This window comes from Campylobacter sp. RM5004, from assembly GCF_022369455.1.
GTDB lineage: Bacteria > Campylobacterota > Campylobacteria > Campylobacterales > Campylobacteraceae > Campylobacter_E.
Genome location: NZ_CP059599.1, coordinates 1,469,266 through 1,491,238 on the forward strand (window position 1 = coordinate 1,469,266; position 21,973 = coordinate 1,491,238).

The 21,973-nt window shown below is 29.4% G+C and carries 20 protein-coding genes; 3 read left to right on the forward strand and 17 right to left on the reverse strand.

Annotated features, from left to right (window positions below):
• Positions 1-4: 4 nt before the first annotated feature.
• The gene (napA, locus tag AVANS_RS07310) at positions 5-2,773 is read right to left on the reverse strand and encodes a periplasmic nitrate reductase subunit alpha (RefSeq protein WP_239817230.1); all 2,769 of its coding nucleotides are present in this window, start codon (positions 2,771-2,773) and stop codon (positions 5-7) included.
• 277 nt (positions 2,774-3,050) lie between these two features.
• Between napA and nrfH the strand changes: the two genes are divergently transcribed.
• A complete protein-coding gene (gene nrfH / locus AVANS_RS07315; protein ID WP_239817231.1) occupies positions 3,051-3,518 on the forward strand; it encodes a cytochrome c nitrite reductase small subunit in 468 nt (155 codons plus the stop codon).
• A gap of 12 nt (positions 3,519-3,530) precedes the next feature.
• Positions 3,531-5,204, forward strand: coding sequence for an ammonia-forming cytochrome c nitrite reductase subunit c552 (locus tag AVANS_RS07320; RefSeq protein WP_239817232.1), 1,674 nt, complete (start codon positions 3,531-3,533; stop codon positions 5,202-5,204).
• Between the two features lie 397 nt (positions 5,205-5,601).
• On the opposite strand, the gene AVANS_RS07325 is transcribed toward AVANS_RS07320, so the two are convergent.
• The 12 genes from AVANS_RS07325 to AVANS_RS07380 form a co-directional block, all read right to left on the reverse strand.
• A complete protein-coding gene (locus AVANS_RS07325; protein ID WP_239817233.1) occupies positions 5,602-7,548 on the reverse strand; it encodes a BCCT family transporter in 1,947 nt (648 codons plus the stop codon).
• A gap of 140 nt (positions 7,549-7,688) precedes the next feature.
• Positions 7,689-10,319, reverse strand: a complete 2,631-nt coding sequence (locus tag AVANS_RS07330) for a hypothetical protein (protein WP_239817234.1) — start codon at positions 10,317-10,319, stop codon at positions 7,689-7,691.
• Positions 10,320-10,555: 236 nt separating this feature from the next.
• Positions 10,556-11,611 (reverse strand): HAMP domain-containing sensor histidine kinase, encoded by a 1,056-nt coding sequence (locus tag AVANS_RS07335; protein ID WP_239817235.1) that lies wholly within the window; start codon positions 11,609-11,611, stop codon positions 10,556-10,558.
• Positions 11,604-12,269: a response regulator transcription factor gene (locus tag AVANS_RS07340; RefSeq protein ID WP_239817236.1), complete on the reverse strand. Its 666-nt coding sequence runs from the start codon at positions 12,267-12,269 to the stop codon at positions 11,604-11,606. Before AVANS_RS07340 ends, AVANS_RS07335 begins: the two co-directional genes overlap by 8 nt.
• A 101-nt stretch (positions 12,270-12,370) precedes the next feature.
• Positions 12,371-13,474 carry a redox-regulated ATPase YchF gene (ychF, locus tag AVANS_RS07345; protein WP_239817237.1) on the reverse strand — a complete coding sequence of 368 codons (1,104 nt, stop codon included), beginning with the start codon at positions 13,472-13,474 and terminating at the stop codon, positions 12,371-12,373.
• Positions 13,474-14,883, reverse strand: a complete 1,410-nt coding sequence (locus AVANS_RS07350) for a leucyl aminopeptidase (RefSeq protein ID WP_239817238.1) — start codon at positions 14,881-14,883, stop codon at positions 13,474-13,476. The genes ychF and AVANS_RS07350 overlap by 1 nt, the downstream gene beginning before the upstream one ends.
• Complete coding sequence (locus AVANS_RS07355) at positions 14,867-15,517, reverse strand: DedA family protein (protein ID WP_239817239.1); 651 nt, start codon at positions 15,515-15,517, stop codon at positions 14,867-14,869. Before AVANS_RS07355 ends, AVANS_RS07350 begins: the two co-directional genes overlap by 17 nt.
• A 2-nt stretch (positions 15,518-15,519) precedes the next feature.
• Positions 15,520-16,053 (reverse strand): adenine phosphoribosyltransferase, encoded by a 534-nt coding sequence (apt, locus tag AVANS_RS07360; protein WP_239817240.1) that lies wholly within the window; start codon positions 16,051-16,053, stop codon positions 15,520-15,522.
• 9 nt (positions 16,054-16,062) lie between these two features.
• Positions 16,063-16,395, reverse strand: a complete 333-nt coding sequence (locus tag AVANS_RS07365; protein WP_239817241.1) for a hypothetical protein — start codon at positions 16,393-16,395, stop codon at positions 16,063-16,065.
• Positions 16,396-16,821: an RpiB/LacA/LacB family sugar-phosphate isomerase gene (locus AVANS_RS07370; RefSeq protein WP_239817242.1), complete on the reverse strand. Its 426-nt coding sequence runs from the start codon at positions 16,819-16,821 to the stop codon at positions 16,396-16,398.
• A 49-nt stretch (positions 16,822-16,870) separates the two neighbouring features.
• Entirely contained in the window at positions 16,871-17,308 is a 438-nt protein-coding gene (smpB, locus tag AVANS_RS07375) for an SsrA-binding protein SmpB (RefSeq protein WP_239817243.1), read from the reverse strand.
• 8 nt (positions 17,309-17,316) lie between these two features.
• Positions 17,317-18,222 (reverse strand): DUF4105 domain-containing protein, encoded by a 906-nt coding sequence (locus AVANS_RS07380; protein WP_239817244.1) that lies wholly within the window; start codon positions 18,220-18,222, stop codon positions 17,317-17,319.
• Positions 18,223-18,271: 49 nt separating this feature from the next.
• Here AVANS_RS07380 and AVANS_RS07385 point away from each other — a divergent pair, with 49 nt between their 5' ends.
• Complete coding sequence (locus AVANS_RS07385) at positions 18,272-19,351, forward strand: Mrp/NBP35 family ATP-binding protein (protein ID WP_239817245.1); 1,080 nt, start codon at positions 18,272-18,274, stop codon at positions 19,349-19,351.
• Positions 19,352-19,788: 437 nt separating this feature from the next.
• On the opposite strand, the gene AVANS_RS07390 is transcribed toward AVANS_RS07385, so the two are convergent.
• The 4 genes from AVANS_RS07390 to AVANS_RS07405 all read right to left on the reverse strand — a co-directional run bounded on the left by AVANS_RS07390 (position 19,789) and on the right by AVANS_RS07405 (position 21,920).
• Positions 19,789-20,217 carry a flagellar biosynthesis protein FlgN gene (locus tag AVANS_RS07390; protein WP_239817246.1) on the reverse strand — a complete coding sequence of 143 codons (429 nt, stop codon included), beginning with the start codon at positions 20,215-20,217 and terminating at the stop codon, positions 19,789-19,791.
• On the reverse strand, positions 20,217-20,429 hold the full coding sequence (locus AVANS_RS07395; protein WP_239817247.1) for a flagellar biosynthesis anti-sigma factor FlgM: 213 nt from the start codon (positions 20,427-20,429) through the stop codon (positions 20,217-20,219). Before AVANS_RS07395 ends, AVANS_RS07390 begins: the two co-directional genes overlap by 1 nt.
• 55 nt (positions 20,430-20,484) lie before the next feature.
• Positions 20,485-20,736 carry a rod-binding protein gene (locus AVANS_RS07400; protein ID WP_239818544.1) on the reverse strand — a complete coding sequence of 84 codons (252 nt, stop codon included), beginning with the start codon at positions 20,734-20,736 and terminating at the stop codon, positions 20,485-20,487.
• A 149-nt stretch (positions 20,737-20,885) separates the two neighbouring features.
• A complete protein-coding gene (locus tag AVANS_RS07405) occupies positions 20,886-21,920 on the reverse strand; it encodes a flagellar basal body P-ring protein FlgI (RefSeq protein WP_239817248.1) in 1,035 nt (344 codons plus the stop codon).
• Positions 21,921-21,973 lie beyond the last annotated feature (53 nt).

Sequence of the window (21,973 nt, forward strand, 5' to 3'; positions counted from 1 at the left end):
ACTCTTAAGCCTTAGTGATTTTTACTGCACACTTTTTAAAGTCAGTTTGTTTTGATATCGGGCATGTTGCATCAAGAGTAACTTTATTGATATAAACATTCTCATCAAACCAAGGAACATAAACAAGTCCTCTAGGTGGTTTATTTCTACCTCTTAAATCTACACGAGCTTTTACTTTGCCACGACGAGATTCAACCCATACTAATTCTCTTTGCTCAACTCCTAAAGCCTTAGCATCTTCTGGATGCATATAACACATTGCCTCAGGCACTGCACGGAAAAGCTCTGGAACTCTCATAGTCATTGTTCCACTATGCCAGTGCTCTAAAACCCTACCTGTGCATAACCAGAACGGATATTCTTTAGATGGACGCTCAGGCGCTTTCATAAATGGTCTAAAGAAGATTTTTGCTTTATTAGTAATTGCGGTTGCTTCCTCACTAGTTGGGCTTTTTAAATCGCCACTTTTAATTGATTTATCAAAATCTCCATAGAATGCAAAATCACTATTTGGATTTGCTTTTTTAGCGTAGAAGTCATATTTGGTATTAAATCTCCATTGAGTTTCTTTACCATCAACTACTGGCCATCTTAAGCCTCTTACCTTATGATAAGTTTCAAATCCAGCTAAATCGTGTCCGTGACCAGCTCCGAATTTTCTATATTCTTCCCATAAATATTTTTGAATAAAGAAGCCATAACCTTTAAATACCTTGCCATCACTTCCTTTTACATTTCTATTATCGCCCTTAACTTCACTATTCATCCAGTCTTTCATACTATCGCTTTCTAGTGAAATTTCTTTACAATCAGCATTAGCAAATAATACATCATATAAAGTATCATCTTCTTTATAACCCATTGCTTTTGCTTTTTCTAAAACGCTTGGTAAAGTAGTCTTTTCATCAACTTTTACTTCTCCCCAAACTTCGCTTAATTTAAAGCGTTTGCTAAGTTCTAATAATTGCCATGTATCACTCATAGCTTCGCCTATTGGAAGAACTTGTTGTCTCCAGTGTTGAGTTCTACGCTCAGCGTTTCCATAAGCTCCCCATTTTTCATAAATCATAGCACTTGGTAAAATTAAATCAGCAACTTTTGCGCTAATTCCAGGATAGCAATCGCTTACTACTATGAAATTATCTTTTTCTCTAGCTGCTTTTATCCAGTGATTTGCGTTTGCTGTATTTTGCCATGGATTATTTACCATTACCCATGCGAATTTTTGCTTACCATCTTCTAGGTTTCTCATCATTTGCATAAAGTGATTACCCATTACGCCGTTGATTGTTCCTTCTGGAACTTTCCATATTTGCTCACTTTTTGCTCTATGTTTTGGGTTTGCTACAACCATATCAGCAGGAAGTCTGTGTGCGAATGTTCCAACTTCTCTAGCTGTTCCACAAGCACTTGGCTGACCTGTTAAAGAGAATGCTCCATCACCTGGTTTTGCTTGTTTGCCAAGTAAAAAATGCACCATATAAGCAAGTTCATTTACCCAGCTACCACGAGTGTGTTGGTTAAAACCCATTGTCCAAAAGCTTACTACTTTTCTACTTTTTTCAATATATAAATCAGCTAAAGCTTTTAGTTTTTTCTTAAATTCTTCTATATCTTCATCAGGATTTCCCTTAGCTACGCTTGCAACATAATCTAGTGTGTAAGGCTCAAGAGCTTTTTTGAAATCTTCAAATTGAATTTGCCAGTTAAGCGCTGCTTGTGCTGCGTGTTTCATTTCAAATTTATCACCAGCTTTTACACCTAAATGACTTAACGCAGTTGCTTCTTCGCTATCTAAAATAATTGAGTTTTCTTTAGCAACGGTGTCTTTTTCTGCTTCACTAAAGCTTGGGTGATTTGGATTATTTCTCATTCCATAGCCAATATCAGCAAATCCTGTTGTAAATACACAATGATTTTTTACAAAATCCCAATCAATTGCTTTTGGATTGTTATAAACAATTTCTCTTGCAATGTAGTTTAAAATCGCAATATCAGAGCTTGGAGTAAAGATAATTTCAATATCTGCAATATCGCTTGTTCTTGTTGTATATGTAGATAGATTTACGATTTTAACACGCTCAGGATCTCTTAATTTTCTATCGCTTACACGGCTCCATAAAATTGGGTGCATTTCAGCCATATTTGAACCCCAGCAAACAACAGTATCTGTAAGCTCAATATCATCATAACAGCCTGCAGGCTCATCAATTCCAAATGTTTGCATAAAGCCAATAACAGCACTTGCCATACAATGTCTTGCATTTGGGTCAATATTATTACTTCTAAATCCTGCTTTAAAAAGCTTTGCAGCAGCATAACCTTCTTGAATAGTATGCTGACCACTTGCAAACATTCCTATACCATTTACACCTTGCTCTTTTAGAGCTTTTTTCATGTGCTTTTCCATTTCATCAAATGCTCTTTGCCATGAAATTGGTGCAAATTTTCCTTTTTTATCAAATTCGCCCTTAGCATTCACTCTTAAAAGTGGAGTTACTAATCTATCTTCTCCATACATAATCTTAGCATTAAAATATCCTTTAATGCAGTTTAGACCACGATTTACAGGTGCTTCTGGATCGCCTTTTGTAGCTACGATTTTGCCATTCTTAGTAGCTACCATAATACCACAGCCTGTTCCACAAAATCTACAAACAGATTTATCCCAAGTCCAACCATTAGCTTCATTATTAGCTAAAGCCATACTAGGAGTTACACAAGCTGCAGCACTTGCGATTGCTGTGCTTTTTAAAAACTCTCTTCTTTGCATAATTTCTCCTTAAAAATATTGTGTCAATAGGTTAATTCATTTGCCTTAAAAACTTATTGATTAAGATTAATTTATTTTTTTAAAACAAATCAAGTAATATTATCAACTTTATATTAACTTTAAAATTCATAAACAATTTTATAGATTAAAAACACTATATTAACGATATTTACTACTTATTATTAATTTAAAATTAAAAAATATTATTAATTTCTATCAATTATTTTTAAGAAACTATATGTTAAATTAATGTTACAAATCTTTACAAGGTGTATAAATGAAAAAACCAACAAACAAACTTTTATTAGCCCTTTGTATTTTCATAGGGATTTTTATTGGTGGTGGAATTTATACTTTTATAATAGCAGATGGCTTTTTAATGATGACTAGCAAGCCAGAAGCCTGTAGCAAATGCCATATCATGACAGATGTATATGATAGTTGGGCTAAAGGCGAGCATTCTAGCAATGCAGGTTGCGTTGATTGTCACTTACCACAAGGCGATTTTATGGCTTACTGGACTAAAAAAGCTTATCATGGTTTAAAACACGGCTATTATTTTACAGTAGGAGGAAATCCACCTAATTTAGAACCTACAGAGATGACACATGAAGATGTTAATCGTAATTGTGCAACTTGCCACAAAGATTACGCACATAACGCAATTAATGCGACTACTAACATTAATAGTGAGCCGCTTGATTGTCTTAGTTGTCATAGAACAATAGGTCATTTACATAATTAATAAGGAGAAAATATGTCAAAAACAACTTATGTTGCAGCTATTGTGATTGCTGCTTTAGGTGGTGCAGGTTTATTTGCACTAAATACAAATATTGCAGAACATAAAGGCGAGAGCAAAACTCAACCTTTAAAAACTTTTGAAATTAGCGATGAAGAACCAGATTTTGCTAAATGGGGTAGAAACTTCCCTGCTCAACTTGATGGCTTTTTAGCTATGAAAGATATCAATTTCGAAACTCCATTCGGTGGAAGCTTACCATATAGCAAATTAATTCGCTGGCCTGTTACAACAACATTTTGGAATGGTTATGCGTTTGCAGTAGATTATTCTAAGCCAAGACTTCATTATTATTCACAAATTGATCAAATGGAAACAAAAAGAAATAATAAAGAATATCTAAACTCACACGGCTTACCAGCATTCAAAGGCCAACCAGGCGCATGTATTAACTGCCACTCAGGCTTTGTAACTGCTATTTATAGAAGTGATAAATTAAGTGAATTTAGAAATGATCCAGTAGAAGCTTCTAAATTACCTATGGGATTTTTTGACGCAATGGGAGCTGAAGGTCAGCTTATGAAAAATGCTTGGACAAAAATGAACTCAACTCCTTATTTTGATGTTATGAAAAAAGTTGAAGAAAAATATGGAGATGGAATTCATGGTTCTCACATGGGTTCAACTTGTGCGGATTGTCATAGCCCTGAAGATATGAGCCTTCGTGTAACTCGCCCAGCATTCATTAATGCAATGGTTTTAAGAGGATATGAAGCTGATGCTAAGAGCGGTATTAAAGCAAATAGAAAAGCAATGAGAAACTATGTTTGCGAGCAATGCCACGTTGAATATTATTTTGAAGGAAAAGATTCTACACTAGTATTCCCATGGACAAAATGGAAAAAAGACGAAGCATTCAAAATAGAAAACTTTGATGAATACTATGATGAGAAATTTGCTAATGGTGAGTATCCACAAGATTACATTCAAAAAGATACAAAAGCAAAAATTATCAAAATGCAACACCCAGAAGCAGAGCTTTATTCAAGTAGCGTTCATGCAAAAAGCGGTGTAACTTGTGCAGATTGTCATATGCCATATAAAAGAGATGGAGCAAATAAGGTTACAAATCACACTATCCAAACTCCTTATGCTGATATAAATGCAGCTTGCAAAACTTGCCACCCACAAAGCGAGCAACAATTAAAAGACAGAATTGCAAGTATTCAAAATCGCCACGCTTATGAGTTAAGACAATGTGAAAATAACTTAATGGCATTAATTCAAGATATTAAAACAGCAAGAAGTGAATTAGCTAAGCATCCTGATTTTGCTAGCTTAGAAGGTAAAGCACAAGAAGATGCGATTTCAAAAGCACTTGAAAAATCACTTTATGCTCATAGAAAAACTCATATTAGATGGGACTTTGCATTTAGTGAAAATAGCTATGGTTTCCACTCACCACAAGAAGCTATGAGAATTATAGGTCAATGTAAAGAATTAGCTCGTGAAGGTCAAATGACTTTAGCTAATGAGCTTAGCAAATACGGAGTAAAAATTGAGCTAACTAAAGAGGCAACAATTCCAGCAGCTCCTGAAAAGCTAGATCACAAACCACCAACAGCAAGCCTTCCAACAGAAGCTATGAAAAAAGTTGATGAAGATATAAAAAATCTAAACTTTAAATAATAAAATTGCGAGATTTTCTCGCAATTTAAATGATTAAATCTTTTTAATTCCTATTTCAAATTCCAAAAACTTATTTTAAAAATACAAGAATTTGAATTAGGAATTTCATTAAATTATTAAAATAATAGCTTTAGCTTCATAACTTCCATTTATTGCTTATCAAAAAAATTGAATTAGCTTTTATTTATTTAGCGAATAACTTTAAAAAATCTAAAAATTGCTTTTGTATATTTTTGATTTTACTATAAGCTAAACTTCTTTGCTTGCGAAAAGTTTTTTGTTTGTTCTTTAAAATCTATTTTATTAAAATCAAATTCCTATTTCAAATTCTTTCAATTTTTCAAGGAATTTGAAATAGGAATTAGGATTTAAATTAAATAAATCCTAATTAATTTTATTATTTAGAATCAATTGTAAAAATCTCATTATCACTATCATCTAAAAGGTTTAAATACCTTTCATAATGCTTTAAAATATCTACTATTATTTCTTTTTCATTAAGATATTTTATATCATAACCTAATCTATCATCTCCAAAAAATGTCATAGGTCTATATTCAAATTCCTTTGAGACATTCGGCAAATTTTCATCATCTAATAAAGTCTTATTTACTTCATGCTTTATTATTTTTACTCCGTAAATAAAGTCTTTTGATAATTCTTTTTTGATTATTAATTGTATGCTGCCTTTATTTTCTTCTATGAAAGAGCTTAAGCCTTGCTCGTCTAATTTTGCCTTTATTTTAGCCATTGCAGGTCTTACAAAATCTTGTAAAAATATTTTCATATCTTTAATTTGAGTTTGTTTTAAAATAAGCTCAAGCCTTTGCTCCCAAAAATCGCCATTCCAATACACACTTGCTTTGCTTACTTTTGCTCCAAAATATCTACTATCTACAATAAGTCCTTTTAATAAAGAAGCACACATTAAAACAAGCATTAAAGCAAAAGGCAAAGCAACAATCATCGTAACACTTAAAATACTATCAAGACCACCAGAATAAGAAAGAGAAACAGCAATAGCAATTAAACTAATTCCCCATAAAATGCTTTGCCATTTATAAGGCTTTTCCTTACCTGCACTAGCTAATGAATTAAGCACGAAAATTCCACTATCAGCAGAAGTTATGAAAAATAACAAAAGCACAATTAAAGCTAAAATCGCACTAATATTTGATAAAGGTAAAAGCTCTAAAAACTCAAACAATAATCTTTCAGTACTATTAGTAAATGCTCCTAATTTATCGCTAAATTCTAAAGCAAAATTACCAAATACGCTAAACCATAAGATATTAAAAGTAGTTGGGACAATTAATACTCCAAAAATAAATTCTCTAATAGTTCTACCACGAGAAATCTTGGCGATAAAAAAGCCAACAAAAGGAGCCCAACTAAGCCACCAAGCCCAATAAAATATAGTCCAAGAATTAAACCAAGGAATATAAGATTTATCATATACATAGGTTTTAAAACTAAGCTCTACAAGATTTGAAAAATATATACCTAGATTTGAGCTAAAGTTTGAAAGCAGATTTACCAAATCACCACAAAATAAAACAAAAAGCATTAATAAAAAAGCTAAAACTAAATTAAGTTCGCTTAATACTTTAAGCCCTTTTTTCACTCCTGTAATTGCAGAAATTGTAGATAAAGAAACTACGATTAATATAATTAAAACTTGTTCGTTAAAAGAAATATCATTTAAAAAGCCTAATTTAAACAAACCTGCATTAAGAGAGCTTGCAGAATATCCTAAGGTAGTGCTAATCCCAAAAACGGTTACAATAAGGGCTAATATATCAATAACATTTCCCCAAAAGCCATAGATTTTGTTTTTTAAAAATGGATAAAAAGCACTTCTTAAAGTTAAAGGCATTTTATAACGAAAGCCAAAATAAGCCATAGCCAAAGCACAAACACCATAAATAGCCCAAGGATGAATACCCCAGTGAAACAAAGTATGAACTAAGGCTTCTTTATCGCTTGAATTAAGAGCTTGTTTGTGAATTAATGGCTCGGCTACTCCAAAATACATAAGCCCTACTCCCATTCCAGTAGCAAACAGCATAGAAAGCCAAGAAAAAAAGCTAAAGCTTGGCTCATCATCATCTTTTCCAAGCTTTATATCTCCAAATTTAGATAAAGCAAGCATTAGCATAAATGCTACAAAAAAACTTACACTTAATATAAAAAACCAAGAAAAATTAGCAAAAATTAATCCTTTTAAATATGTTAAATACTCACTTGTTTGTGTAGGCAAAAACACACTTAATGAAACTAAAATTACAATAAAAATAATACTTGGAATAAATACAGCGGGTAAAAAACTTGTTTTAATTTTCATATTATCTCCTTGTTTTTTCAGTCTAACAAGGCAGGGTTAATGAGATTTGTGAAATTAAAAGTGCAATTAATACGATATATTTAAATAGTAGGCAAATTAGCCATTAACCAAAAAAGCTCTAAATCCTAAGGATTTAAAGCTTAAAATGTATATCTAAAAGATGAATTGATATTATGAGAAGTATTATAAATTCCGCTAAAGCTTTGCTCGTAATCTACAATAATCATTAAATTATTAGTTATATTAAAGCTTGTTCCAAAATTAACTAAGAATTTTTTATCTTTTTTATTGTTCTTAGCAAATTTTAAACCATAAATATCAATATCTAAATCGCTTAATTTAGTTAAATCATAAGAATAACCTAGGGCTAAATTAGTATTTATGTATTCATTTAAACTTGCTCCAAAATTCATTCTTGCTTCAATATTTGCAAATAATTTTGAATCTTTATTAAGGCTTAATTTACTATTTTTAAAGTTTAATTTATCGCTATATGCAAGGTTTAATTTTAAGCTTGGTTCATAATAATATTTATCTCCAAACTTATATCCACTCTCAAAACTAAGTTTATATAAGTTATTCTTAGCTTTTAAATCGCCTAATACATCATCATTTAATTGATTTTTAACATTTGTGTAGCTAAAAATCGCATCTAAATAAAAACTATCGCTTAATAAAGTAGCATAAAGACCACCACCAAAGCCATTTTGCTTAATAAAGCCTTTTGTACTTGAGTATTTATAAGATGCACTTAAAAATGCTCCTAAATATAAATCATAATTATTTAAATTATTTAATCTATCAGCACCTAAATAAAAATCATTGCTTTTGAATGCAAATTGTTTATTATAATTAGTTCTTGCTCCACTGCCCCTAGTCCAAACGCCATTTAAAACTTTTGCATTTCTTAGATTAATTGCTCTTTTATTTAATGTACTAATATCATAAAAATTAAGATTTAAAAACGCATTTAATTCATCAAGCTTTAAGCTAGTTTTATCATTTAGTGTAGGTTTTATAATATCATTAAATGCTATTGTTTTATTATCAATTTCTTTTAATTTCTCATCAATCTCACTTCTTGTAAAACCAAAAGCTTTTAATTCTTCATCACTTAATTTACTAAGCTCTCTTATTTCTTCATCGCTTAAAGTAATAGTAAAACTATTATCTGTATTATAATCAATTACATCAGTATCTAAATCATTATTTAAATCATCATAAATAATATTATCTTTTGTGTTGTCATTAATAATTTCTTCATCTTTACTAGAAGGCACTAAAGTTTCATCTATACTAGGATTATCATCTTTTACATCTTCATTTGGAAGTGCAATAGGAGTTTTAATAGCTGTGTCTTCTATTTTAGTTGCTGGAATACTTTCTTGATTAGAAGCATTAGACTCATCTATGCTAGGATTAGCATTAGTTTCTTCACTTGGAAGAGTATTGTCAATCGGAGTTTTAATAGCTGTGTCTTCTATTTTAGTTGCAGGAATACTAATTGGACTTTTTGTAGCTGTATCTTCAATCTTAACAGCAGGAACGCTAATTTTTACAGGGTTATTAATATAATATATTAATTCACTAGCAGTGTTATTTGTAGCAATATAATTTCTATCTACATTTAAAGTAATTAAATCATCTTGATAAGCTATAAAATTATTAAAAAATGTTTCGCTAATATTATTCATACCTTTTGCAAGAATAGCAAGCTGCATTTGGTCTTTAAAATAATCGTAATTAATAACATTATTTGATACAACATTTAAAAATTCTAAAGTATTGTTATCTCCACTTGTATTTTCACTCACAAACAATGGTTGAAAAGTATTTTTAGTAATATCTATTTGATAAATACTATTGCTTAAATTTAGACTTTTTACTTCTTCTATGTTTGATAGCTTTGAATTAGTTGCAATTAATTCATCAAATCCAAATATCAAACCACTACTTATAACATTATTAAAATTAGCTTTAGAATAGCCTTTAAGCTCTCCGGTAAAAACCGAATTTGTTGCGTTAATTTCTCCATAACCCGAATAGTTACCATCAACATAGCTATTATCAACGCTTAAATTCTCAATTTCTGCTCCGTTAGCTATATTAGAATTCATATAAGAATTATTTAGTTTCATACTGCTTAAACTAGCTAAATCATTACTAAAATCAACTATTGAATTATTTACTTCATAAGAAGTCATTGCTTCATTAACTAAAACTACTGAATTACTAACGCTTACCAAATCAGAAGCTGACATTCCAACAGTATCATAATGTAATACACCATTATATGCACCATCAAAACCATAAAATATATCATAATTAATAGCTGTATCAAAATCCCATAAAGGAGTTGTATTAGCATCTACTTCACCAATTTCTAAATTAGCAAAAATAGTATTTGTTCCATCTTTTTTATCAATAAAATAAACATATTTTTTTGTTTCATCAAGATTTGAAAATATAGGCATATTTGCTTTCATATCTTGATATACATAGCTTTCGTATTGACCACCTATAAAAGGAACATATTTAGCACCCCAAAAGTATTTTGTTAAATCTTGATTAAGTTGTGCATTAAAGCCTGTCAAATCATTAGTAATTTTGATAAAATTATCACTTGTTCTACTATAAAATTTCGTTAATTCTTCCTCAGATGAAAAATCTAGCCAGTTTTCAAAAAATGGCATACCAGCAACTGCAAAAGATTTTACAGAAAATAAACATAATAAAGAACTATTAAATAAAAATTTCTTAGTTAAAAACATTTTTATAACCTTTGTGAAAAATTATTTCTTATATATCGGCAATTATTAAAAATAATTTATATATAAAATAAAAATAAAAAAGATATTTATTATAATGTAAATAAAATTAAAATATTTTTAATCAATATAATTTAAAAATAAATAATTATTAATTTTGGAATTTGAAATAGGAATTTGGTTTAAGAATTTTAATAAAAACTCCTTAAACCACTTTATATTTAATGTTAAAATACTATTTAAGCTTTAAAAGTATATTTAAAAATAGCACCTTTTTCATAATTATAAGCTTCATATAAAATATCGTATTTTTTACAAATATTTCTTACAATATTTAGCCCTAGCCCAAAACCACCTTGAGCTAAATCTTCTCTTGCATATCTTTGCCAAATTCTCTTAGTGTCTTTAATACCGATTCCTTCATCTTGAATGATAAAATACATTTTATTATCTTGTTTTTCTAAAATTACTTTTACTTTTGAATTAACTTTAGTGTATTTTAAAGCATTTGAGAGATTATTATCCACTAATCTTAGCAATTCTACTTCGCTAATTAATACAAATAAATCATCGCTAATTCCTAATTCAAATTCCACGCTTTTTAAACTAGCAATTGTCATAAAAAAGTTTATTCTATTTTTCAAAAATATTGAAAAATTAATATTTTTTAAAGGGTATTTAGCATTTGGATTTTCTATATAAAATCCTACATCATCATAAGTAGTTTTCATTTGATTTAAGGCTGCTTTTATTCGTTTTTGATATTTACTCTCTTCTAACATATCAGTATTTAAAAGTGCAACTCCAAGCGGTGTTTTTAATTCATGCATTGCATCATAAAAAAATGTATTTATAGTATTCTTATACCAAATTAGGCTCTTAATATTATCTTTATAAACAAGATAAATTAAGATAAATAATATAAAAGCTCCACCACCAAAAACAATAATAGTATTAACCAAGCTCTTATTATAAACACAAGGCTTTCCTAAAACAACATCATAAATTTTGCCATTGATTTTCTTTTGATACTTGTAATAAAGATAAGAATTATGGCATTTGTATATGAAATCTTCTCTTATTTCATTGATATTTAACTCACAACTTAAAACTTCTTCATCATTAAAAATACAAACTTTAGCATCTTTTAAATCGCCAAATTCTTTATTAGAAAACGCAACTAATTCTAATAAAGTCGTATTTTTATCATTTGCTACGCTTAATTTTAAAATCCCAACAGAAAGTAAAGAAAAAATTATAATGATTAAGGTAATAAGTAATGCTTGTCTAGACATTAATTTTATATCCTAAACCTCTTTGTGAGATTATAAAATCATCGCTTGTTTTTGCTCTAATTCTTTTTACATAAACTCTTACATCGCTTACATCGGATTGCTCTAAAACTTCATTATTCCAAACATATTCATATATGTTATTAACACTTACAAAGCTTGATTTATTGCCTAATAAATACTCAACTAAATTAATTTCTTTATTTGTAAGTTCTACTATTTTGTTATTTTTGCTAAGAGTTTTATTTAAGTAATCATAAGTAAAATCATTTGCTATTTTTATTATTTGATTATTAGTGTGAAAAAATTGTTTTAATAATTCTTTTACACGATATTTTAATTCATCTAATTCAAAAGGCTTTTTAAGATACTCATTACACCCTAATTCATAACCTTTTTTAATACTTGCAATATCCGTTCTTGAAGTCATCATCATAACAGGACTTGCGATATTTAAACTCTTAATATAAGCTAAGACTTCAAATCCACTTGTATTAATCACTTTAACATCTAAAATGTATAAATGATAGAATTTATTAGCTATTGTTTTACAGGCTAAATCGCCATCGCTAAAAACATCTACACTAAAGCCTAAATCTTGCAAATACTCACAAATGCTTGTTGCATAAATATAATCATCTTCTAATAATAATATTTCCATCTTCCACCCTTTAAAGGCTCATTTTAATACCTTAAAATTATTTTAATTTTAAATATGGAATTTGAATTAGGAATTTAAAAAATGTTTAAAGCAAAATTGCCTTAAACATTAAATCTAAAATGCATAATATCACCATCAATTACTTCGTAATCTTTGCCTTCTAAGCGTAATTTTCCTGCTTCTTTAGCCTTAGCTTCGCCACCACAAGCTATAAAATCATCATAGCTAATTACTTCAGCTTTAATAAAGCCTTTTTCAAAATCATTATGAATTACACTTGCAGCCTTTGGAGCTTTATAGCCTTTATGAATTGTCCAAGAGCGAACTTCTTGCACACCACAAGTAAAGTAAGATATTAAATTAAGCTTAGCAAAAGAAGTTCTAATAATAGCAGCTAGACCGCTCTCGCTAACGCCTAATTCATTAAGAAATTCATTAGCTTCAGCTTCATCCATTCCAACCAAATCTTCTTCAAGCTTAGCGCATAATTTCATAACGCTATGATTTGATTTTGCTGCGTATTCACGCACTTTTTTAACATAGTCATTATCATCTAGCAATTCATCTTCGCTTACATTAACACCATAAATGACTTCTTTTGCACTAAGTAATCTTAATTCTTTATTTAAAGTTAAAAACGCTTCGCTATCGCGATTAGCATATTCACTAGCCATTTTTCCATCTTCAAGGTGCTTTAATAAATCTTGTGCTAATTCAAGGCATTCTTTTGCACCTTTAAGATTTGCTTTTGCTTCTTTTGCAAGTCTATCAAGCTTTTTATTAAGCTGTTCAATATCAGCTAAGATTAATTCAAGATTTATAATTTCAATATCTCTAATAGGATCAACCCCACCTTCAACATGGGTAATATTCTCATCATCAAAACATCTTACTATATGTAAAATCAAATCAGTTTCACGAATATTTGCTAAGAATTTATTCCCTAGACCTTCGCCCTTACTAGCACCTTTTACAAGTCCTGCAATATCAACAAATTCTATCATTGAATGCATTATTCTTTGTGGATTTACTATTTTTGCAAGTTCATTTAAACGATGATCAGGAACTTCTACAACTGCTTTATTTGGCTCAATTGTGCAGAATGGATAGTTTGCTGCTTGAGCGTTTGCTGCTTTTGTTAAAGCGTTAAAAGTTGTGCTTTTACCAACGTTTGGAAGTCCAACAATACCTACACTAAGACCCATTATTTTCTCCTTGCCATTCTAAGTAAATTAATAATATTCATTCTAACTCCTGCTGCACTTGCACCATAACTATTCTCTCCCCAAGCTTTTTCTAAATAAGCTGGTCCAGCTATATCTAAGTGCAGCCATTTATCTTTATATTCTTTTCTAATAAACTCGCCTAAGAACATTCCAGCACTAATAGCTCCACCATATCTTGAGCTACCTGTATTGCTAACATCTGCTATCTTGCTTTTAATTAATTCTTTAATATGTGGATTAAAATGAAGAACGCAAGTATATTCGCCACTTCTTTTTGAGTTTTCATAAAATTCATTTTGAAGCTCTTCATTATAGCCCATAATGCCACTTGTATATTCGCTAAGCCCTACTACACAAGCACCTGTTAAAGTAGCTAAATCTATCAATAAATCAGGTTTTAAATCTTGTGCAAAACTTAAACAATCTGCTAAAACTAATCTTCCTTCAGCATCTGTGTTTCTTACTTCAATACTTACACCTTCTTTTGAAATTACTACATCATCAGGCATATATGATTTTTCACTTATGCAGTTTTGTGCTGCACCTATTATTCCGTGAATTTCATAATCTAAATTAAGTAATTTTGCAGCTTTTAAAATACCTAAAACAGCAGCAGCTCCGCTCTTATCAGCTTTCATTGTTAGCATATAATCAGCCGGTTTAAGGCTTAGCCCACCTGTATCATATACAAGTCCTTTTCCTACATAAACAATTCTTTTTTTTGCATTTTTAGGTTTATATGCTAGATGAATTAGCTTTGCTGGATAAGCACTTGCACGATTTACTGCCAAAAACGCATTCATTCCTTCTTTTTGCATATAATCATCGCTATAAATATTGCATTCTAAATCAAATTCTTTAGCAAGTTTTAAAGCGTCTTGCTCAAAGCTTAATTGATTGTATGTGCTTGGAATTTCATTTACGATATTCTTTACATCTTCACAAGCATTTGCTAAAACTTCAGCTAATCTAACGCCTTCTTTAATATCATCACTTGCATTTACTAAAAGACTAATAAGCTCAATTTTGCTATTTTTTGGCTCTTTTTGATATTTATTAAACTCATATAAAGCTGCTAAAACCCCATAAATAATCGCATAAGCACTATAAAACTCACAACCTATATTTAAGTATTCAATACTAAGGCTTTTTATATTTAAGTTTTTAATAGTTTTAATTGCACTTCCAACACTAGCTATTAAACTTGCATAAGTTAGCTCTTCGCTTAGCCCTATATAAAGTGTTCTTTTGGCTAAATTGCAAATACTTCCAACGCCTTTATAATCATTTATCTTAAAAAATTCATCATCATCAAATTTACTTAAATCTTTGTTTTGTATAAAACAAACTTTAAAATCAGTATTTGTATCATTAAATACTATTTGCATTTTTTTTACCTTTCTTACTTAATAATTTATTTTCTAAACTTTTAAACGCATATAAAATCAAGCATAAAAATCCAACTATTAAAATAGCTGCTAAATACCAATGATTTTTAGCCCAATTTATAATAGCCCAAATTTGCTCTCCAAAAATATAAACCGTAAAAATAGTAATAGCCGCCCAAACTTGAGCTGAAATAAAATTAATTATTGCAAATTTCTTAGCACTATAATTAGTAAGCCCTATACTCATAGGAATAACGGTTCTAAAACCATACATATAGCGTTGAATAAATATTATAGGCCAGCCATATTTTTGAAGTAATATTTGAGCTACTGCGAATTTTCTTCTCTGAGCTTTTAGTTTTTTTCTAATATAATTTTTTGAATATCTTCCTATATAAAAATACACTTGATCTCCAACAAAACCACCACAACCTGCAATAAAAGTAATAAGCCCTATATGAATATGTTCTCCATGAGCTGCAAGGCCTGCTAAGATTAGTGCAGTTTCTCCTTCAAGCGTGCACCATAAAAATATAATAATACTAGCAAGAACGATTTTATCTCTAAATAAAGCCGTTAAAACCCCTTCAGGATCAGCAAAAAACGAAGAAAAAAATTCTAAAATCATATCCATAGCTAATCCTTTATAACACAATAAATATCATTGCAATATTCTTTAAGAACCTTTAAGCCACCTATATTTATATCTATTAAAAAGCAACTTTTTATTTCACTTGCACCAGCTAATTTTAATAATTTCATACAGGCAATACTAGTGCCTCCAGTTGCTAATAAATCATCCATAAAAAGAACTTTTACATCTTTTTTGCCTAAAAATGCGTCCTTTTTCATCTCTACTTTATCGCTTCCATACTCTAAATCATATTCAACGCTAATTACATCTCCAGGAAGCTTATTTTTCTTTCTAATAGGAACAAAAGGAATATTTAAAACAGCACCTAAAGCAGCTGCAAATATAAAGCCACGACTCTCAGCTCCTACAATGAAATCAAAGCTTTCATTTTTATATTTTTCTTTTAAATGAGAAATTAGCATATTCCAACCATCATTATCTGCTAAAAGTGTAGTAATATCAGCAAAGATTATGCCTTCTTTTGGGTAGTTTGCATATCTTTTAATCTTTTGATTTAATAATTTTTCTATTTCCATAGTTTTTCCTTATAGTAAGCTTTCAATTTTTGCTTCTAATTCTTTGATTTTTGCGTTTAGTTTATTGTTTTCTAAACGATATTGAGAATTTCTTGTTCTTAAGCTTGTTAATTCGCCTTTTACCTTGTCTAATTCTTCGTTTAATACATCAATATTTCCAAGTGATCGTTGGAGTTGGGTTTGTAGCTTTCTCATAACCACTTCAGTATCATCAAAATTTGTCTTTAAAAACTCTTTTGAAGCTCTTTCTTTATTTAACAAAGACCTATAATAATAAGTCATTACAATAAAATATATGCAAATACAAACTAAAGCAGTAATTACCATCCATATAAATAGCATTTAATTTCCTAGCTTACGCACTCTAATTTCATGCCTTCCACCTAGAAAAGGCGTATTAATAAAAGTAAGTATTAGCTCTTTTGCTAAGTCAAAATCAATAAATCTAGCTCCAAGTGAAATAACATTAGCATCATTATGTTCTCTTGCTAATTGTGCGTATTCTTTAGAGTGGCAAAGTGCTGCACGGATGTGCGAATGGCGATTTGCTGCTATGCTAATTCCTATTCCTGTGCCACAAATTATAACTCCGATTGAATTAGGATTATTTTTAAGCTCATTTGCTAACTTATTCGCATAATCAGGATAATCAACGCTCTCATCGCTATCGCAACCTAGATTTATACATTCATAATCTTTAGAAAAATAATCAATTAAATCAAACTTTAGTTTAGTTGCTGCATGGTCGTTTGCAAAATAAATTCTCATCGTTTCCCTTATAATATAAATGTTTTTTAGTTTAATATTTAAGAGTTAATTAATAATACTCTCTAGCTTCTCGCTTTAAATCTCTTTCTTTAATACTTTGACGTTTATCGTGAAGATTTTTACCTTTTGCTAAAGCTAGAGTTCCTTTTAAAATTCCACGCTTAAAATAGCAATTTAATATCACTAAAGTATAACCATCGGTGCTGATTTTGCCTATTAATTTATCAATTTCTGCTCTTTTTAAAAGTAGTTTTCTAGCACGTCTATCTTCGTGCGAAAAATACTTATTATCAGTATTCATATGTCCTACATGCGAATCAAGCAGCCAAGCTTCGCCTTTAATAATTCTTACAAAAGAATCTTTTAAGTTTATTTTGCCGTGTCTAATAGCTACAACTTCACTGCCTTGTAATACAAACCCACATTCATAAGTATCTATAATGCTGTATTCAAATCTAGCTTTTTTATTTTCTGCAACGCTTTTCATTAATTTCCTTAAAATGAATATATAAGCCCGATTTTAGCGTAATTTTGATTAGCAATTAAGCTTAAACGATAATTTTTATAATCATAATATGAATTAAAATTTATATGAGATTTATCAAAACTAAGCTTTATTCCAAAATTATTAAAATCCTTCACAAAACCAAGAGCTAAACCATAATTATTAGCCCCAACAAACAAACCATTATAAGAATATCCTAAGAAAAAATTAGCAAAAGTTCTAGCCTTTTTGTATCTAATTCCTAATTCAAATTCGTAGCTAAAATTATTAAATTCACTTATACTTATAGGAGAAAAATATCTTTTATTAAAAGAAAACAAATTTAAACTATGAGATAATTTATCATTTAGGCTTAGCAAAGTAATTAAAAAATTAGAACTATTAAAACCATCATACTCATAAAATAAAGCTGCTTTATAAAAATTAATTTTTTTATTAGTATTAAGTGATACAAATCTTAAAGGAATTAAACTTTTTTTTAAACTAACATCATATTTGTTTGCATATTCACTTAAGGCTGATGAGCAGTTTTTGCCTAAAAATGTATAAGTATCAAGAGTGTCGCTTTCATAAAATAAAGCCGATAAATTAGCTTCTTCGCTATCATTTAAATTTAGTGGATAGCACTCAACAAATCTTTTATCATCTTCATAAAACTTTACTAATTTATCTTTAGGCAAAATTTGTAAAATTCCTTCTACACCAAAAAGCGCTAATAAATTATCTTTAACATTTAAATCGCTATTTAAATTAAAACTAGCAGCTTTATTGTTATATGCTAAAAATAAATGTCCAAACATAGTATCAAGTCGCTTATAATCTTCGCTCACGTAACAAACACTAATTTCACTAGCTTTTACAAAAATACTTAAAATCAATAAAAATACAAATCTCATCTTATTATTTTACTTTTTTTGTTAGCATAAAAGTAAAAAAGGAGAAATAATGCAAATAATTGAATTATTCAAAAATGTAAAATATCCTAATTTTCAAAAGGATATTGTAAGTTTTGGCTTTGTTAAAAAATGCGAATTAGCAGGCGATATTATTTTAATGGATATTGAAATTCCAGCTACTAGCATTGAAGTTGCAAACGCTATAAGAAACGAATGTGAAGCAATAGCAAGAAATAATAACTATAAGCTAGAGCTTAAAATCATTCAACCAAAACTAGAAGAGCCAGAAATAAAAAGACCAAAAATCAAAAATCTAGCCCCACAAATTAAGCATTTTGTAATGATTAGTAGTGGAAAAGGCGGTGTTGGTAAAAGCACAACAACTCTAAATCTAGCACTAAGCTTAGCAAAACTAGGCAAAAAAGTTGGAGTATTAGATGCTGATATTTATGGACCTAATATGCCTAGAATGCTTGGGGCTGAAGATGAAAAACCAGTAGTAGTAGGCAATAAACTTCGCCCTATTAAAGCTTATGGAATTGAGCTTATGAGCATGGGAAATCTAATTGAAGCAGGACAAGGACTAATGTGGAGAGGCTCTATGGTTATGAAAGCAATTGAGCAATTATTAAGCGATGTTCTTTGGAGTGAGCTTGATGTGTTATTGCTTGATATGCCTCCTGGAACTGGTGATGCGCAAATTACTTTAGCTCAAAGCGTGCCTGTTAGTGCAGGAGTTTGCGTTAGCACTCCACAAGCTGTAAGCCTTGATGATAGCAGAAGAGCTATGGATATGTTTGCTAAATTAAACATACCTGTTGCAGGAATAATTGAAAATATGAGTGGTTTTATATGTCCTAATTGCGAGATTGAGCATGAGATTTTTGGCAAAGGTGGAGCACTTAATTTAGCTCATGAATATGATTGCTCTATTTTAGGCTGTATTCCTATTGATTTATCTATTAGAAGTGGTGGAGATAGTGGCAAGCCTGTATCAATGTGCGAGCCAAACTCAGTTGTAGCTAAAAGATACGAAGAAGCTGCGTTTAAATTAATTGAGTTTTTAAACACTGCAAAGGCTGATAATTCTAGCATTCAACCAACTTCAAATACCCCAGCTTGTCATTAAGCAAAATCCTAATTCAAATTCTTTTAGAATTTGAATTAGGAAATTATATTATTACAATAATATATTTGTTAAAATATTGACCTTACAAATGTTTGAATAAAAATTAAATTTAAAACTCAATAATAATTGTAACTTTTTAAAAATTTTAAAAACCAAATTCCTAATTCAAATTCTCTTTATTTTTGATATATAAAACCCAAATATTTTAATCTTTTATTTAATTCTAATATTTTGCTTTTACTTACTTAAAATAGATTATTTCAAATAGTTTTAATAGAATTTGATTTTTTAAATTCACATAGAATTTTAAAAATAAACCTTATATTTTAATCAGTATAAAAAGCAATTAAAATAACAAGTAGTTAAATTAAGAAATTGATTTTAAATTAATGATATTTTCTTTAAAGAATTTGAAATAGGAATTTGAAATTCCTATATTATAAAGTTTGATTTAGAGTTGAAGTATTTTTGTATTCTTGCTTATAGCCATTTACTTCTATGCTGTCTTTTAACATTTCTTCTAGCATAGAATCATAAAATTCTTTTACTGATAATACGTATCTTGCATATTCTTTATTTTTTGCTAATAAATAATTTAAATTAAATCTTAATTGCTGTAATAAATCATTAGTTTTTTCGCTTAAAACATCAGTTAAGTTGCCGTTATTTTTATTTGCTAAATCTAATAATGCCATATCTAAAGCTTTTTTTTCTTTTAAAAAAGCATTTAAAGCATCTAATTTTTCTTTATTTTGGCTATCTAATCTATCTTTTCTAGCTTCCCTTATATCTGCAATTCCTTGTTCTGTAAGCTTGATGATAGTTAGTAATAAATTATTTGCAGTGCTTAATCTTTTTTCTATCATCAGCTTAACTCATTTAAAATAGCGTTTGCAGTAGCTTTTAAATCTATTTTATAAGTTCCATTAGCAATTTGCTCTGCAATTGCAGCTGCTTTTGGACTAAGAGAGCTTTGTTTTACATCGCTTTTGCTATCAACATTCTCGCTTTTACTTAACTTAGGTTTTAAAATATCTTGACTTGAATAAGCCATAGATGAACTAACTGAGTTTAACATCTTTCAACCTTTTTTAATAATATTTTCTACTATATCGGACAAAGTTTAAAAATCTTTATAGTCTTTCTTTTAAAAAATTAAATAAAATTTCTGAAAAGCCAAGCCCCCCGCTTAAAGCCTTACTCATAGCATCATTATACATAGAGCCATAAATATCATCGGCTGCATCTTTGCCAAACAAAGGATTTTCAATCTTTAAGCTAATATCTAAAACATTTTTTATCATAAAAGCTTCAAAAGCATCGGTTTGCTCTCTTAATAATTTTTCATCAATATTTTGAGTCTTAAACTCTAAATTATTTGCTATATCAAAATGCTTTTTCTTCTCTAATTCATTTGTTTTTTTCTCTAAAATATTAGCAAAATCGCTTTTTTCATTCTCACTTAGTTTTATTAAAGTATTTGTATTAGGTAAAGTGTTTTTATAAGTACTTTCATATATTTTTGACAAATCCATTATAAAATCTCCAATTCAGCATTAATAGCACCTGCTTGTTTTAGATTTTTAATAATAGTAATAACATCAGCAGGACTTGCTCCTAATTTATTTAAAGCTCTTGTAATATTTGCAAGAGTTATTTTATCGTTTGCAATTCTTAAAATATTTGCACTCGTATCAATTACACTTCCATCTTTTAAATCAACTTCATTATCTTTTAATTCATAAGGTCTTTTTGGCTCAATTTTAATTGTAATATTTCCATGAGAAATCAAAACAGGGCTAACTTCAACATCAATTCCACTAATAATGGTTCCTGTTTTTTCATTTATTATAATTTTACTATTTGCATTCACTTCGCCTGCATCAAGACTTAAAACCTTAGCTATAAAATCAACTGCACTTTCTTCTTCAGGACGCTCTATTATTATTGTTTTACCATCGGTTGCTCTTGCAATATCTAAATCAAATGCTTTATTAATTGAGTTTTTAATCTTACTAGCTAATGCAAAATCATTTTGTTTTAAGCTAAGAGTTATCATATTTTGATTACTAAAGTCAAAGCCAACTTCACGCTCAATACTAGCTCCATTAGTAATCTTTGCATTAGTCATACTAGCACCTTTTCCACTACTATCAATACTTAAAGCTCCTTGCGCTAAAGCATAAATATTGCCATCAACACCCTTTAAAGCACTCAGTAAAAGTGTGCCACCTTTAAGACTTTTCGCATCTCCTAAAGAAGCCACATTCACATCTATTTTATCCCCTGCTTTAGCAAATGCAGGTAACTTTGCACTTATCATAACTGCTGCTGTGTTTTTACTTTTGATATCATCAGGACTTATTTTTATATTCATTGAGCCTAGCATATTAGCAATTGATTGAATAGTAAATTCACTACTAGAACCATCTCCGCTACCATTAAGACCTACAACTAGACCATATCCTATTAATTCATTATCTCTTACCCCAACAATATTTGCAACATCTTTTATAGAAGTTGAAAAAAGATAGCCACAAAACACAAAAATAAAAACTATAAAACGCATAAATTTTCCTTATTATAAATATGTTTAATAAAGCAAATCATATTCCATATTTT

Bases quoted from the DNA above. Each gene is read 5' to 3' on its own strand.
- napA (WP_239817230.1), bottom strand. From the start codon at position 2,773: ATGCAAAGAAGAGAGTTTTTAAAAAGCACAGCAATCGCAAGTGCTGCA.
- ychF (WP_239817237.1), bottom strand. From the start codon at position 13,474: ATGGGTCTTAGTGTAGGTATTGTTGGACTTCCAAACGTTGGTAAAAGC.
- AVANS_RS07325 (WP_239817233.1), bottom strand. From the start codon at position 7,548: ATGAAAATTAAAACAAGTTTTTTACCCGCTGTATTTATTCCAAGTATT.
- AVANS_RS07355 (WP_239817239.1), bottom strand. From the start codon at position 15,517: ATGGATATGATTTTAGAATTTTTTTCTTCGTTTTTTGCTGATCCTGAA.
- AVANS_RS07405 (WP_239817248.1), bottom strand. From the start codon at position 21,920: ATGCGTTTTATAGTTTTTATTTTTGTGTTTTGTGGCTATCTTTTTTCA.
- AVANS_RS07385 (WP_239817245.1), top strand. From the start codon at position 18,272: ATGCAAATAATTGAATTATTCAAAAATGTAAAATATCCTAATTTTCAA.
- AVANS_RS07330 (WP_239817234.1), bottom strand. From the start codon at position 10,319: ATGTTTTTAACTAAGAAATTTTTATTTAATAGTTCTTTATTATGTTTA.
- AVANS_RS07320 (WP_239817232.1), top strand. From the start codon at position 3,531: ATGTCAAAAACAACTTATGTTGCAGCTATTGTGATTGCTGCTTTAGGT.
- AVANS_RS07380 (WP_239817244.1), bottom strand. From the start codon at position 18,222: ATGAGATTTGTATTTTTATTGATTTTAAGTATTTTTGTAAAAGCTAGT.
- apt (WP_239817240.1), bottom strand. From the start codon at position 16,053: ATGGAAATAGAAAAATTATTAAATCAAAAGATTAAAAGATATGCAAAC.
- smpB (WP_239817243.1), bottom strand. From the start codon at position 17,308: ATGAAAAGCGTTGCAGAAAATAAAAAAGCTAGATTTGAATACAGCATT.
- AVANS_RS07390 (WP_239817246.1), bottom strand. From the start codon at position 20,217: ATGATAGAAAAAAGATTAAGCACTGCAAATAATTTATTACTAACTATC.
- AVANS_RS07365 (WP_239817241.1), bottom strand. From the start codon at position 16,395: ATGCTATTTATATGGATGGTAATTACTGCTTTAGTTTGTATTTGCATA.
- AVANS_RS07340 (WP_239817236.1), bottom strand. From the start codon at position 12,269: ATGGAAATATTATTATTAGAAGATGATTATATTTATGCAACAAGCATT.
- AVANS_RS07335 (WP_239817235.1), bottom strand. From the start codon at position 11,611: ATGTCTAGACAAGCATTACTTATTACCTTAATCATTATAATTTTTTCT.
- AVANS_RS07350 (WP_239817238.1), bottom strand. From the start codon at position 14,883: ATGCAAATAGTATTTAATGATACAAATACTGATTTTAAAGTTTGTTTT.
- AVANS_RS07370 (WP_239817242.1), bottom strand. From the start codon at position 16,821: ATGAGAATTTATTTTGCAAACGACCATGCAGCAACTAAACTAAAGTTT.
- nrfH (WP_239817231.1), top strand. From the start codon at position 3,051: ATGAAAAAACCAACAAACAAACTTTTATTAGCCCTTTGTATTTTCATA.
- AVANS_RS07395 (WP_239817247.1), bottom strand. From the start codon at position 20,429: ATGTTAAACTCAGTTAGTTCATCTATGGCTTATTCAAGTCAAGATATT.